10 protein-coding genes are annotated in these 15,770 nt (G+C 35.9%); 8 read left to right on the forward strand and 2 right to left on the reverse strand.

Annotated features, from left to right (window positions below; translation table 11 throughout):
• Positions 1–248: 248 nt before the first annotated feature.
• The 7 genes from BCELL_RS02750 to BCELL_RS02780 all read left to right on the forward strand — a co-directional run bounded on the left by BCELL_RS02750 (position 249) and on the right by BCELL_RS02780 (position 12,781).
• Entirely contained in the window at positions 249–947 is a 699-nt protein-coding gene (locus tag BCELL_RS02750; RefSeq protein WP_013487142.1) for an ABC transporter ATP-binding protein, read from the forward strand.
• Complete coding sequence (locus BCELL_RS02755; protein ID WP_013487143.1) at positions 913–1,959, forward strand: efflux RND transporter periplasmic adaptor subunit; 1,047 nt, start codon at positions 913–915, stop codon at positions 1,957–1,959. The genes BCELL_RS02750 and BCELL_RS02755 overlap by 35 nt, the downstream gene beginning before the upstream one ends.
• Positions 1,960–1,973: 14 nt before the next feature.
• Positions 1,974–4,835: an FtsX-like permease family protein gene (locus tag BCELL_RS02760; protein ID WP_013487144.1), complete on the forward strand. Its 2,862-nt coding sequence runs from the start codon at positions 1,974–1,976 to the stop codon at positions 4,833–4,835.
• Positions 4,836–4,837: 2 nt separating this feature from the next.
• A complete protein-coding gene (locus tag BCELL_RS02765) occupies positions 4,838–5,746 on the forward strand; it encodes an ABC transporter ATP-binding protein (protein ID WP_041808561.1) in 909 nt (302 codons plus the stop codon).
• Positions 5,747–6,281: 535 nt separating this feature from the next.
• A complete protein-coding gene (locus BCELL_RS02770; RefSeq protein WP_013487146.1) occupies positions 6,282–7,505 on the forward strand; it encodes a serpin family protein in 1,224 nt (407 codons plus the stop codon).
• Positions 7,506–7,767: 262 nt separating this feature from the next.
• A complete protein-coding gene (bglS, locus tag BCELL_RS23145; protein WP_013487147.1) occupies positions 7,768–11,220 on the forward strand; it encodes a beta-glucanase in 3,453 nt (1,150 codons plus the stop codon).
• Between the two features lie 499 nt (positions 11,221–11,719).
• Positions 11,720–12,781 (forward strand): LacI family DNA-binding transcriptional regulator, encoded by a 1,062-nt coding sequence (locus tag BCELL_RS02780; protein ID WP_013487148.1) that lies wholly within the window; start codon positions 11,720–11,722, stop codon positions 12,779–12,781.
• 135 nt (positions 12,782–12,916) lie between these two features.
• Here the strand turns inward: BCELL_RS02780 and BCELL_RS02785 are convergent, their stop codons facing one another.
• Positions 12,917–13,369 (reverse strand): Z-ring associated ZapG family protein, encoded by a 453-nt coding sequence (locus BCELL_RS02785; protein WP_013487149.1) that lies wholly within the window; start codon positions 13,367–13,369, stop codon positions 12,917–12,919.
• Positions 13,366–14,133, reverse strand: coding sequence for a hypothetical protein (locus BCELL_RS02790; protein WP_013487150.1), 768 nt, complete (start codon positions 14,131–14,133; stop codon positions 13,366–13,368). Before BCELL_RS02790 ends, BCELL_RS02785 begins: the two co-directional genes overlap by 4 nt.
• A 119-nt stretch (positions 14,134–14,252) precedes the next feature.
• On the opposite strand from BCELL_RS02790, the gene BCELL_RS02795 reads away from it, so the two are divergent.
• Complete coding sequence (locus tag BCELL_RS02795) at positions 14,253–15,545, forward strand: M48 family metallopeptidase (RefSeq protein ID WP_013487151.1); 1,293 nt, start codon at positions 14,253–14,255, stop codon at positions 15,543–15,545.
• The last annotated feature ends 225 nt before the right edge of the window (positions 15,546–15,770 follow it).

Below are 15,770 nucleotides of genomic sequence, written 5' to 3' on the forward strand. Positions count from 1 at the left end.
TGACAAAAAACTAGGAAACTATGATTGTTTTTATGTATACTAATAATATGCGCTGAAAATTTCAGTATTTTAGTAATGATTTTGTCGTACATCACAATATATATCGAAAGCGCTTTGAATATTTAATAAAAAATAAATGAAACTATTTTAGGTACATATACATCTATTGTTAAATCTATAAATTATTGTCGTAGATTCTCAGTTTATTTTAAGAAGAAACATCAAGATTAGGAAGGTGGTGAAATAACTTGAAACCAATTGTCTCAGTAGAAAATGTAGAGCGCTCCTTTGGTAAAGGAAACAAAAAGGTTCAAGTGCTAAATGGTATTAACTTAACTATAGATCCATACAGTGTAACAGCATTACGTGGAAGGTCAGGATCTGGGAAAACAACCTTATTAAATTTAATAGGTGGCCTTGATAAACCAACTAACGGTGAAATTTATTTCCAAGAAGCGCCTATAAGTGAATATTCGGATACACAAAGTGCAGAATTCAGACGTAAAAATCTCGGCATTATTTTTCAATCATTCGGATTAGTCCCATTAATGACTGTCGAAGAGAATGTCGAATTTGGTTTAAGGATTGCAGGAGTTCCGAGAAAGGAATGGAGCGAAAGAATAAAAGAAACGATAGCTTTAGTAGGGTTAACAAAAAGAGCAAAGCACCGTCAATACGAATTATCAGGTGGAGAACAGCAGCGAGTTGCAATTGCAAGAGCACTTGCACCGAGGCCAAAGCTCATATTGGCAGATGAGCCAACGGCTGAACTAGATTCTAAGATGGCTTTTCATATTATTCGTGTATTCCAAGAGCTCACGAAAAATAAAGAAACAACGATTATGATGACGACTCATGATCCTGGGATTTTAGAAATTCTTGATCACGTTTACACATTGGAGGATGGGAAAATTGAATCTGCAAAACAAGAGCAAGAAACTAAATAATACACGTATTTTGTTAAGTTGTTTGATAGCGCTTCCACTTTTACTATCTGGTTGTTCTTTATTACCTCAAGAAGAGGAAATGATAGCACCACCACTCGTTGAACCAGCGAGTGTAGATTATGATCTCGTTGAGGTACAAAGAGGAGATATTACAAAAAAGGTTACAGGAACAGCATACTTTGTGCCTGTACATAGTAAAAACCTTTTTTATGAACAATCAGGTGGGAGACTTCAACATGTAGAAGTGAAAGAAGGAGATATTGTAGAGGAAGGTCAATTATTAGCAGAAATTGATACTGGAAATCTTGTCCATGATATTGAACAGCTAGAAATTGAGCTCGCCAAGGCCGATATTCGCTTAAAACAAGTGAAGGGAAGTGGTGCAGATAGTTATAGTATAGAGCTTGCCGAGTTAGATAAAGAGGGAATAGAGCTTCGGTTATCACAGCTGAGAAGACAATTAGCTACTGCACAAATTACGTCACCAATTGATGGGATTATCACGTTTGTCACTGCCCATAAGCCAGGAGATTACGTCGATGCCTATGAATCTATCATTCAAGTTGCAGACTTAAGTAACTTACAATTAATTTATATAGCATCTGCAGCAAATAACATTTCAGATGTAAAGGTAGGCATGCAAGTGGCGCTGCAAATGAATGGTGAGGATATGCGAGGCGAAGTTGTACAAACGCCTGAAACGGTACCAGAAGATGTGTTAGAAAATAACTCAACCCAATATAGTAGAAGTTTATTAATAGATTTTCCTGATGGTGCACCTGAGGACGTGCAAGTTGGTGATTCTGTGTCAATTGAAATTGTGACTGAGAGAAAAGAGGATACGTTAGTAATTCCTACTAATGCTTTAAGAGAAGGCTTTGGACGTACGTATGTACACGTTCTCGTTGATAATCGAAGAAGAGAGCTAGATGTCGAGATAGGGATAGAGTCTTCCACTGAAGTAGAAATTTTACAAGGTATTGAAGAAGGAGACGAAGTAATTCTTAGGTAAAGGAGGGGATAAGCATGACTATTTTTAAAATTATCGCTAGAAAAATGCTTAACAATCGCTGGCTCACTTTTAGCTTATTCCTCGGTTTACTTATTACCGTGTCTCTTGTATCTAGTATCCCAACGTATACAACTGCTGTAATGGATAAAATGCTAGTAAGTGGATTTGAAGAGTTCTATGAAAAAGAAGAAACATTCCCAAGTACTTTCTCTTATTCTATTAATCTTGCTAGAGATGAAAGTATTGATAGAACCGAAATGCTTGAAGAAATGGAAGTCTTGCAAGAGTCATTAATTGAAAGTACGAACATACCTACTGCAAGAGATGTCACTATTTTAAGTACATCTCGCTTAAGGGTTATACTTGCTGGTGATACGGAAGAGGAAATTTTAACGAGTGGAAGAGTAATTGCGCTGACAGATATAGAAGACCATATAACGATTACTGATGGTACGCTACCGAGCAATAGGATGGAAGATGGTGTTATTGAAGCCATTGTACCAGAAAGAGCATTAACAACTCGTCAGATGGTACTAGGAAATACGTTTACTATAGGAGAAGGAGAAGATGCCTTTAAGATAAAACCTGTAGGAACGTTTACTGCCGATTCTCCTCGTGATCCTTATTGGATTGTGTCGGCTGAGAGGTACAACAGTGATTTTATCATTTTAGAGGATGTATATCGTGAAGAAATAGTACATAATCGTGAGCTAGTAGAAACAGTTAGATTTGTATCGGCTTTTGATTATACAGCTATTCAAAGTGAGCATATTCCTACGTTGCTTTCTCTAGACCCAATAGTAAAAAGAGAAGTTAACAGAATGATGGATACGATTTTGCTCATAGATTTTGAAGTAGAGGAAATTTTAAAAACATACAATACTCAAAGCGCCCAGTTAGAGACGGTACTTTGGTCACTCATAGCGCCAGTGTTAATTATGCTAGCCATTTATTTATTTATGGTATCTCGGTTAATTATTAACCGGCAACTAAATGAAATTGCAGTATTTGCTAGTCGTGGGGCTAAAAGAATACAAATTCTTTTTATCTACTTTATTGAAATAACGATTCTTGGAACAATTGCTTTTTTTGTAGGTCCTTATTTAGGATTATTATATGCAAATATTCTAGGTGCCACTAACGGATTTTTAGAATTTGTCCAACGTACAGCACTACCGACACAAGTGTTGCCTGAATCATTCTTGTATGGCTTTTACGCCATATTAGCATCGATCATGATGGTAATGATTCCAGTATTCGTTGCATCAAAGAAAAGTATCGTTAATCATAAGCAAAATTTGGCAGCATCAGTGAATCAATATAAATGGTACTCCATTTTTATCGATCTTAGTTTAATTGGAGTTTCTATTTATGGTCTCTATACATTCCAAAGAGGTCAAGCCGTTTCAGGATCAAGTGGAGAAATATATATTGATCCAACCTTATTCTTTTTACCAGCAATATTTATCATAGGCTTTGGGCTTCTATTGTTAAGAATTTATCCGCTTATTTTAAAAGCAATATACAAGCTTGGTGAAAAAATATGGTCGATTTCCTTGTACTCTACATTTTTACAGGTAAGTCGTTCCTCAAAGCAATATCAGTTTTTTATGATGTTTTTAATTATGACGATTGCGATAGGGGTATTTAGTGCTAGTGCGGCAAGGACGATTAACACAAATCTTGAGGAACAAATCCTTTATGAGACAGGGGCAGATGTTGCACTAGAAGTGTTATGGGATTATGAAGTTCGAGATCCAGATCCAATGAATGTGAATGCACGAGCTCCAGTTTCGGAATCTAATGATGAAGAAGAGGAAGGATTTGAGAGAGAGGGAACAACGGGAGTTAGAGAAGTAATGTATACGGAACCGCCTTTTGAGCCATTTGAAAATCTAATTGGTGTTGAGCAAGCGACGCGTGTTTTTCAAAAGGAAGATGTAAGAGCGGAAGGGAATGGACAAAGAATGCCATCTGTTCAGCTTATGGGGATTGAGCCGAAGCAGTTTGGCGAAACAGCATGGTTTAAAGGTAATATATTGCCTCATCATTGGTATGAATATTTAAATCTATTATCTGCTGAGCCTAGTTCCGTTCTCATCTCGAGTTCAGTAGCCAGATCGTTAGGTGTGCAAGAAGGGGACTATATTACGCTTAGTTGGAGCGAATCAGATACTGGACAATTTGTTGTTTATGGAATAATAGATTATTGGCCGTCATTTAATCCAAATGCACAAGGCGGTGATAACACACCAGCGTTAGTCGTCGCAAACCTTCCATATGTACAAAACGTCATGGCGTTAGAGCCATATCATGTATGGTTAAGTGTCGATGAAAATACATCGCGAAGTGATCTTTATCAAAACATAAGAGACGAACGTTTACGAGTGTTCAGAATGCATGATGTACAGCCTCAAATAGTAGAATTAAAAAATAGTGGGTTCTTATTAGGACTAAACGGAACGTTATCGCTAGGCTTTATTATTTCAATTGTTATTACCTTTATCGGTTTTCTACTGTATTGGATTGTTACGATTAAATCTCGAACGATGCAATACGGTATATACCGTGCTATGGGTATACCGATGCGAGACCTGATCGGAATCATTATATGGGAACAAGTGATGACATCTGGTGTAGCATGCTTCTTAGGTATTATCATTGGTGGGATTACAAGTCAGCTCTTTGTTCCGCTGTTACAATATTCCTTTGATAGTCATACGCTAGCACCACCGTTTCGAGTAGTATTTGATTCTAGCGATGAAATGAAGATCTATGCTTTTGTCGGCTTTATGTTTATCGTTGGGTTATCTATTTTAGTTGCCTTATTAAGAAAAATAAAGGTTCATCAAGCGATAAAGTTGGGTGAAGATTAATGATGATTTCATGTGAAAACTTAGTAAAAATTTATAAAATTGATGATGAGCACGAAGTCATGGCTCTTCAAGGCTTAGATCTGGAAGTACAAGAGGGGGAAATGATGGGCATTATCGGGAATAGTGGTAGTGGTAAATCAACACTACTAAACATGTTAGGTGCTTTAGATCGCCCGACTGCTGGTAAGCTTTTTGTTAACGGAAAAGACTTACTACGCATTTCCGATAAGGAACAGGTTAAATACAAGCGAGATACAGTAGGTTTCATATGGCAAAATAACGCTCGAAACTTAATTCCATATTTGACGGCAGTTGAAAATGTAGAACTACCAATGCTTCTGAAAGGGCGATATAAAAAACAGCGAGCGAAAGAGTTGCTCGAAATGGTTGGTTTAGGGCACAGAATAAATAGCAAGCTAGATATGCTTTCTGGTGGAGAACAGCAGCGTGTTGCAATCGCGATTTCGTTAGCTAACAACCCGAGTCTTTTGTTAGCAGATGAGCCTACAGGTAGTGTCGATACAAAAACCGCTGATATTATTTTAGATGTATTTCGCAATCTCAATAGGGAGTTAGGTGTTACGATTGTCATCGTGACCCACGATATGCAATTATCAAGGAAAATGGATCGTGTTGTCAACATCCGTGACGGGAAAACATCGAGTGAAATACTTCGTAAATCTGTCTATCAAGACGCGCTGAATGAAGATGGTACATTGAAAGATGGTGGGCTATTTGGCGAAGAAGAGGAGGATACGCATGTTGAATATGCTGTTCTCGATCGAGCAGGCCGCATACAAGTACCTAGGGAGTATCTCGATTCAATCGAAATTGGTGACTCCAACAAACTCGAGGTTGTACTCGAAGATGGCAAAATAGTGCTTTTGAACCCAAAAGAACAAAATAAATAGAATGTTGAGGGCGCTGAAATAGTACAGAGCAACTTTTTCAGTGCCTTTTATTTTTATTGCAATGGCTACGTTCGTTGCGCGCCTGATAGGATAAACCCACTCCTAGCAGGCTTTTAAACGATTCCAACAACTTCGCACATTGCTTAGGGGCACTGAAAAAGTGAAAGAACGCCACTTTTTCAGTGCCCTCGATTTATTAGCTTTTTGGACCTGCTTGCCCTGATGCTTTCATATAGGGAGGCAGGTCTTTTGTATGTTCTGATGGTCGAGTGCTGAAACAAAAGGGGGGTTGATGAAAACCAGAACCCACGTAAGAGCATATAGGTAGGCAAGAGAATGCGTTAAAATGTCGATAGAGGATTCTTCCTTTCTTGTGGGATGGAAAAAAGTGATAAACGTGGGGGAAATGAGGATGTCCTTATATGCAACAAACATAATCTTATTTTTCTAAAATCTCAATATTTTTATTTTTCAAATTCGTAACGTACTATTTTTTATATCGTCAAAGTAATAAAACGTTAAATTGGAGGGCCATATGAAAAAAATAATAACAATAACTATAATGTTAATTTATGTCGTCATACTCTTAGTTGGCTGTGGCTCAAATGAAGATAAGAGTAACTTTAGGACAACTCCAGAACGAAAGAGCGATATTTCTGATGGACAGCAAAAATTTGCTTTTGACTTAATATCAGAACTAGAAAACGATCTTAAAGAAAATGAGAATATGTTTATATCTCCTATGAGTATTTCTATCGCATTAGCAATGGTTGTTAATGGAGCCGAAGGAGAGACAAAGGAGGAAATATTACAGACGCTACATTTAAATGAACTAAGTGATGAAGTACGAAATGAATATTATAAACAACTTATCATGTATTTAGAGAATCATAATGAAGACTTCCTCATGTCAATCGCAAACTCTATTTGGAGTGATGACAAATTTGAAGCGAAAGAGCCATTTATTACCGAAAATAAAGAAATGCTCTTTTCTGAGGTTCGTGAACAGCCCTTACTGACTCAGCAAACGGTCGATGACATTAACGAATGGGCAAGTGAAAACACAAATGGCAACATTGAGAAAATATTTGATTCCGTTAATGACATGCATCCTGAGGTAGTCATGTATTTAATCAATGCGATATATTTAAAGGGTAATTGGGAGTTGCCTTTCAACGAAGAGATGACGAAAAAAGGTACATTTTATAACGTTGATAACACGGAAAGTACGATAGATTTCATGTGGCAAAGTGCCAAATATAGTTATACAGAAACGAGAGAATTGCAAGCAGTGAGGCTTCCTTACGCAAATAGCAATGCTTTCATGACGATTGTCCTCCCTAAACATATTGATAAATTTGAAATCAATGAAAGTAAATGGAAAAAAATCAATCATTCCTTTGATGAGGAAATGATAGATATAAAGATGCCTAAGTTCACTTTAGAATACGAGAACGAGATGTCGAATTATTTAAAAAATTTAGGTATTGAAAAGGCCTTTAACAAAGCACAATCTGATTTTTCTAGAATAACGGATGACCCAAGGTTTGTTATTAGTCGTGTTTTACACAACACATTTGTTGAGGTTGATGAAAAAGGGAGTGAGGCAGCAGCAGTCACAGCAATAGAAGCGGTGGCAGAATCTAGCATAGTAACTAAAATACCAGAAATGGTCATCAATCGTCCGTTTTATATCTTTATTCACGATGAAGAATTTGATGTTATTCTATTTGCTGGAAGAATAAATACAATCTATTAAAATCCGTTTTAATTGTGAACAATATTAAACAAATTTAATAAATCTAGATATTATTACCTGAAAATGATTGAAATATAGCAAAATTAATATTATAATAAACTCTGAAAGCGTTTTCGTTTGCATCGTAATATTTCTAGCAAACTTAAACTCTTTAATATGTGCATCGAAGATTTACGGGATGCATTTATTTTTTTCACTTTTGCTAACGCGTGTTAGTTATGTGTTAGTAGTAAAAAAACTAAATGTTATAGGAGGTAGAAGGATGGTAAGAAATAAGGTTATTGTACTTTTTTCCGTTTTTACATTACTTTTTAGCGTATTTGCTCCTGGACTGAGTCCTCAAAATGTTAAAGCAGTAGGTACGGAAGAAGTAGAGGACGTAGTAGAGACAAAGGGTGACAGAAGCCCAAATCCAGAAGATGATGGTTGGGAGTTAACTTTTGCCGATGAATTTGATGGCGACGAAATAAATATGGATAACTGGAGCTTCGATGAGCCTACAAATGGTAGATGGAACGGTGAAATACAATCATACACAGAGAATAATGCTAAGGTTGAAGATGGAAATTTAATTATTTGGGCCGATAAAGAAGATATTACAGAGCCAGATGGTCAAGTATATAACTATTCTTCTTCTAAGCTTTGGACTAAAGATAAACAAACTTTGACTTATGGAAGAGTAGATGTAAAAGCGAAATTACCAGAAGGACAAGGCATGTGGCCAGCGATTTGGATGATGCCAAATGATGAACCATTTTATGGAACGTGGCCAGTAAGTGGAGAAATAGATATTATGGAATTGTTAGGACATGAGCCTGATACAGTCCATGGAGCTATCCACTTTGGTAGACCGCATCAAGAAAGACAGGGAACATTTATTTTAGAAGATGGAACAACTTTTGCTGATGACTATCATGTGTTTAGTATAGAATGGGAACCTGGAGAAATTAGATGGTATGTAAATGATATTCACTTCCATACTGCAAATGATTGGTTCACTAAACATCCTGATAATGCAGATGCTTATACTTATCCTGCACCATTCGATCAACCGTTCATGTTAATTCTGAATATTTCTGTTGGTGGTGGATGGCCTGGAAATCCTGATGAAACAACTGTATTTCCACAACAAATGAAAGTTGATTATGTGAGATTTTACGAAAAAGATGAGTACCCAGTACATGAAAAACCAGAAAGTGCTGAGGAACGTGAAGGAAGAGCACCTCTAGAAGATGGTAACTATGTATATAATGGTAGCTTTGACAGTAATGACCCTGAAGTAGAGGGAATAGAAGGTGTCCCTTATACTGATTATTGGACATTTTTAAAGGCTGGAGGCGGTAATGCTAGTCTTCAGGTGAATGATGGTGCGTTAGATATACAAATTGATTCTGGCGGGGATGTTGAACACGGCATTCAGGTGCTTCAAGCGCCAATACATCTTATTGAAGGAGCTACGTATAGAGCGTCCTTTAGTGCGAAAGCTGAGAATGAAAGGCCATTAAAAGTAAAAATAGGTGGAGATGGAGATGCTGGTTGGGCCGATTATGCTGGAAAAGATCCAATCACTCTTTCTACTTCTTGGGAAGATTATGAATTTGAATTTAAGATGGAAAATTTAACTGATGTTAAAGCTAGATACGAGTTCAATATGGGGTTAAACAACAGCAATGTTTCACTTAAAGATGTTAGATTAGAAAAAATTGCTGATCCAGACCCTGCTGATATGATTAGAGGTCCACTACCAACTGGAAACTACATTTTTAATGGTACTTTTGATCAAGGTGAAGGCAGAATGGGATTCTGGGAATTCAATACAGATGAAACTGCTGAAGCAACTCATTATATTGGAAGTGCAATAAATGAGCGAAGATTTGATGCATTAATTAGTAATGGTGGTAACAATGTAGATTCTGTACAGTTATCTCAAAGTGGTTTCACATTAGAAAATGGTAGAGAATATGAATTAACTTTTGATGCAAGTGCAGAAGCTGAAAGAGATATTCAAGTAGCTTTAACAAATTTAAACTCTGAAGTTGTTTATGAAGAAACAATAAGTTTAACTACGAGTACTGAAAAACATACTATAGAATTTTCTGTTGATTCAGAAACAGATAATAATTCAGAGCTTCAATTTAATTTAGGCGGTAATAACAACAATGTATACATTGATAATGTGTTTTTGAAGAAACTGCCATTAGATATTGAAGTAGGAAACCTTCTTAAGAATGGTATCTTCGACGGGCTAGCTAGTTGGAGAGCAGAAGCGTTTAATCCTGGTCAAGCAACTTTTTCTGTAGAAGATGGAATGGCGAAAGCTGCTATCACTAATATTGGAACTGCTGATTGGAATATTCAATTATTCCAAGAGGGAGTCAATATCGAACAAGATGTTACTTATGAAGTTTCATTTGATGCAAAATCAACTGTTGATCGACCATTACACGTACAAATTCAACGTAATGGTGAACACCATGGCGATGATGATTGGACAGTATATTTTGAAGAAACTGCATCTTTAACGGATACGTTACAAACATTCACTTATAGCTTTACAATGAATGAAGATTCTGATCCAGTATCTAAATTTGGTTTTCCTTTAGGGAAAGATGCTGAAGGTTTAATACCATCAGAAGCACATGATGTATTTATTGACAATGTATCAGTAAGGAAGGTTGACGGTGAGGTTGAGGATCCAGGAACAGAAGACCCAGGAACAGAGGATCCAGGAACAGAAGACCCTGATGCTCCTGAAGAAAGACCAATGGGAGAAGAGTTTTTTGAGGATTTTGCTTCCCATGATGAAGACCGATGGTCGATGGCAGGTGTTTGGACAAATGGAGATATGTTTAATACAACGTGGTATCCAGAACAAGTCACTTTCAATGATGGGAAAATGCAATTAACTCTTGACCATGACGAAAACGCTTCAGAAACAGGTATACCTTACAAGTCTGGTGAACTTCGTACAAATGATTTTTATCATTTTGGTCTGTACGAAGTAAGTATGAAGCCTGTGGCGTCAGAAGGAACAGTGTCATCATTCTTTACTTACACTGGTGAGTGGGATTGGGATGGTGATCCTTGGGATGAAATTGATATCGAGTTTTTAGGTAAAGATACAACGAGAATTCAATTTAACTACTTTACTGATGGTGTTGGTGGTAATGAGTATTATCATGATTTAGGTTTTGATGCATCTGAGTCATTTAACACATATGCATTTGAATGGAGAGAAGACTCCATTACTTGGTTTGTAAATGGTGAAGCTGTTTATACAGCTACTGAGAATATTCCACAAACGCCACAAAAAATTATGATGAACTTGTGGCCTGGTATAGGAGTAGATGGATGGACTGGTGTATTCGATGACGCTGATATTCCATTAGTGGCAGAATACGATTGGGTAAGGTTTACACCACTTGAAGAATTATCTCATGACCCTATAATAGTAGAACCAGAAACACCAGAAACGCCAGAAACACCAGAAACACCAGAAACACCAGAAACACCAGAAACACCGGAATCAGATGATGATAGTAAAGATGAATCAGATGAAGATGGTGATTCAGAAGAAACTTCTAAGGAAGGTTCAAAAGATGGAGATGCTCTACCAAGCACGGCAACAAATGCATATAACTATCTATTAGTTGGTATGTTATTACTCGTAATCGGTGGTGTTTCCTTCTTCATAAGAAGAAAGCAGCTAGGATAATAGCAATAGCTTTGGTCTACCAAAACTATTCCTAATGAATGTATTAGTCGGTTAGCAAATAAATAGCTAACCGGCTTCTTCTTAACATACTTATCATTTTAATCACATCACATGTCACTAACGTGTGATGTTTTTAAATTATTGCCACTATACTACAGTGAATATTTTTATATTATCGAAATTTTATTAGCTTACTTCGTGAACAGGTTTGGAGAGGATTAGGATATTTCATATTAGAAGAAATAGTTTTGACAATATGGATTGGAATCAATGACCATGTATTTTGCCTGCATGAATGTTTCTTACCTATGTAAGAGTGTGATTTATACAACGAGGTCTTTAAGAATAGATTATTGGCTTTTACTTAATGACGTATAGACTACCAAAATAATGTATGTAACAGTTTTTTTCTAATAAATATACATCATTAAAAAATAGTAAATTTTTTACTTTTTCTGTTACAATAGAATAAATAATGAAGAATTAGGTGAAGAAAACGATGCGTAGTGAGGATCTAGCAAAGCTTATTGGAGTATCTAGAAGTACAATAACAAGGGTAATAAATAATTATCCGGATATACCTCAGGCAACTAGAGATAAAGTTTTAAAGGCGATAGAAGAATATAATTATGCACCGAATGCTTCAGCAAGAAAATTAGCTGGAGCTACAAATAAGATGATTGCTATCATTGTGTTAGATGTTAAAGATGACGGTGTGACACACCATGTTAAAACAACCGATGATACATTAATATACAACAACCCATTTTTTTCACCAGTTATTAACGCGGTGAGTGATCAAGCAAATAAGATGGACTATTATGCATTAATATCGATTGCTTATTCAAAGGAAGACTTGAAGAAAGTCGAAAGTATATTTAATCAAAAAATGATAGAAGGAGCAATTTTTGTTGGGACACAGGAAGCTGAAAATGAGCTTATTTTTAAGCTTATAAAGCAAAATCACAAAATTGCTTTGATTGACACGAATGAAATTTATAGTAAGAAGCACGATGCAATCTATATCAACCCAGATAACTTTGAAGGTAGTGTGAAAGCAATAAATTACCTTGTTGAATTAGGGCATAAAAACATTGGTATTATAACGGGGAACTTAAATAAATTATCGGCTCAGGAGAGGCTGGACGGATTTAAAGAGACATTAAGCCGACATGGGTTAGTACTTAATTGCGATCATTTTTACCATGGAGATTTCACTGAAAATAGTGGGTACGATGGGGTAAATCACATCCTTCGTGCACATAGCAAACCTACGGCAATTTTTGTTAGTAACGACACGATGGCAATTGGTGCCTATAAAGCAATCGCAGAGATAGGGCTAAAGATTCCTGAGGATATCTCTATAATAGGGTTTGATAACTCATTTATATCTTCGTATTTAACGCCGCCACTAACAACCGTCGACATATCGTTTGCTGACATTGCCAAAAGGGCAACAACCCTTTTAATTGATTCGGTAGAAAACAATAAGAAAGTTGGTATTGTTGAAAAGATACATGCCACACTTATCGAACGAGAATCATGTAAAAGAATAAACTGAAATGAATAATTACGTGACATCTACTCAACAATTATCGAAGAGTTTGGAAAGAAAAAAGGTGATTGTTGAATAAGTGATAAGGGTGACTCAATAAGTGGAAAATCTTCTGATCACCCTTTTTAAAATACCTTTCATCTAGGACCCATTTTTCCCTACCGTTAGCGCTTGCCCCTTCCATAAAATGTCCTTAATAAGCTTTTCTTGATGTTCTTCACAATCAATAATAACGGTTGCCTCAGGAATTTTTAATATTCTTCTTGTTTGATAAAACTTTCTTTTTAACAAAAAGTAAATAACGTAGCCCAAAATAAAACCAATAACGACAGTAATAAGTCCCCAAATGATAGGCCCCCACTTTAAAACAAATCCAATACTGGCTCCAATCACTGCTGTTCCCGTTCCTGTAGCCATCCCAACTTCAAATGCATTTGAATGTATGTTTCTAGTTCGTCCTGTAAACTCATTGATTAACGGTTTTTGATCCATAAAAACAACAAGTATTTTCTCCCTTGCAACGACCCTTTTTTCCAAAACTGAAATAGTTTGCTCTAGTTCTATAGATTGTTCAAATGTACCTACAATAATCATTTCATTACACCTTCTTGATTGATTATTTTAAGTTTCGTATTTCCATAACGGTTACATAAATGTTGACGTTGAGAGAGGCGATAAAGCTTATTGTGCTCTATAGCGGTTACATACGCCTCAACTGTTGCTCCGCCCATGACGGAGGGCATAAACAATAACCATTGAGGGTGAAGAAGTGCATGCGATGCTTGAAAATCACCAAGCATCAAATATAAAAGTGATTCATGAAGTCCGGTTATTGTTAAGTAAAACCACCACCAGAGCATGGCATAAAACCCGAGACAAAACCTATGGTTATAAATCTGCCCTAAACCAGGAAAGAAAAAAGAATAAAATGCAGCAACCATTGGTTTTTTCCTTTCTAGGTGTTGAATATCAGATGCTAAAATTTCTACTCTATGTATGGGGTTATTCTCAAATTCGGCCAGTTCAGCCATTTTATTTTGACTAATTGCAGAACGATAGCTATCCCAAATAGTAATTAAGTAAATAATGAGATAACCAAATGCCCATCTCGGTTCAAGGACGGAGGTTGCAAGCTCAAACTGACCAGTAAATGAATAAACCATCGCTTCATTTATATGTGCTAGTGTATTAATGGTAAATTCAAATAAAGTTAATAAGGTGGCCCGAAAGTAGCGGTTTAGTAAATAATGGCCAAAGCCCGGAAATAAAGCGGAGAACCAAGCTACCATTAATGGATCATGTCGTTGGAGCTGAGTAATACCAAAAATACTTATTTTTGCATGGGAAATACTAGTCATATACAATTACCTACCTATAGAATAAATGGGTTTATATGTAAAATCTGTTTTAGTATGTCAATAAAAACTTTTTCAATCCAAATATTTGGAAAAATAAGTAATTCGTATGAGTTTTTTCATTGAGTATTGTTGAAGAGGATACATTATTATTGTTTAATTATGATAAGAGAATATATGGAGTGGAGGTTTGTTATTTGCTGAGCTGGATTGATGGATTATCTATACTGGAAGCAGGTGCTCTTGTTTTTATTATTGGAGCAGTAAACGTTCTATACATAATTGGAATAAAGAATCGCATTGAAAAATATTACAAGAAAACACAATCAAGGGAATTAACATTGAATAGAATGCGGTTATTGACGCAATACGTTTACTTGATTTTTATTGCTGTATCAAGTTTTTTTACCGTTCTACTATTTATGTTTTTACTTGAAGCACCATTTGGAGATTCAAAGCTACATAGTATAGTAAGTCTAGTGTGCACGTTTATATTTCTTGGTATGGTTCTTACAATAAATCAGCTCATACTATCGAAAACGACACAGAAAATTCGCGGGACAGAGGAAACTGTAAAGGATGAATTAAAGTCTACTATTGCTGGTCTTTTACTTATTTTCGCACCGATCACTTTTTTTATAGGAATCTTAAGTATAATACCAGACGGCTTGTTAGGAGATATCGGCTATGTCCTCATTCTTCTTGCATTTCTAATTTCCGTGCCTTTTTTCTCTGCTCTATTATTAAGAAGAATGTTAAAGGCTTATGATATGCCATCATCAGAGCTAAAGGATGATCTATTACAATTTCTAAAGCAGATATATATGGAAGATGTAAAGTTATATTTATGGCCAACGAAGAAAAAGAAGGTTGCTAATGCAGTAGTAACGGGTGTCTCAAAAAGAAAACAAGTACTATTATCTGATTATCTATTGGAAAACATGTCCCGTAAAGAAATTGAAGCCATTTTAGCACACGAAGTTGGACATTTAAAGCATAATCATATTTGGAAAAGAGTGATATTGCTCGCTTTTTTCCCTATCTTAACGTATGGATTAGGGAAAGGGCTTGATATGTTTGAAACAAGCTACGGCGAGCTACCTTATTGGCTAGGAATAGGAATTATTTTGATATTTGTTGTTGGATATTTAGGAATTGTCTTTTTATTTGTTTCTAGGATACAAGAGAGGGAAGCTGATAAATATGTTCTATCTGTAGGGATTGATTATAGGGATTATGCTTCTGGATTAATGAAGCTTGCAAAGCTAAATGATATGGTGACAAATATGAATAAACTGGACGAATCATTTCAAACACACCCCTCAATTGCTAAAAGAGTGCGCTGGATTATTGAAGAAGCTAATGGTTCTACAGAGGAGTTTCTCGAATATCAAGTAAGAGAGAATACCGATTAAGTGTGATTTAGTTAAATCTTCAACAACTAAACAATTAGGTTTTATTGTGTACGACTTGTACTCGTTTAAGAGAATGGTGTACAACAGGCAAAATTACAAATTCTGAAGTAAAAAGGATTGAAATGACGTGCTAATAAAAAGAGCACGTTTTTTTATACAGAATTAGTTTATTAAGTGAACAACAAAATTACGATTCTTCATTCATTTTTTCTGTATAATGGACAG

The organism is Evansella cellulosilytica DSM 2522, assembly GCF_000177235.2.
GTDB classification, from domain to species: domain Bacteria; phylum Bacillota; class Bacilli; order Bacillales; family Salisediminibacteriaceae; genus Evansella; species Evansella cellulosilytica.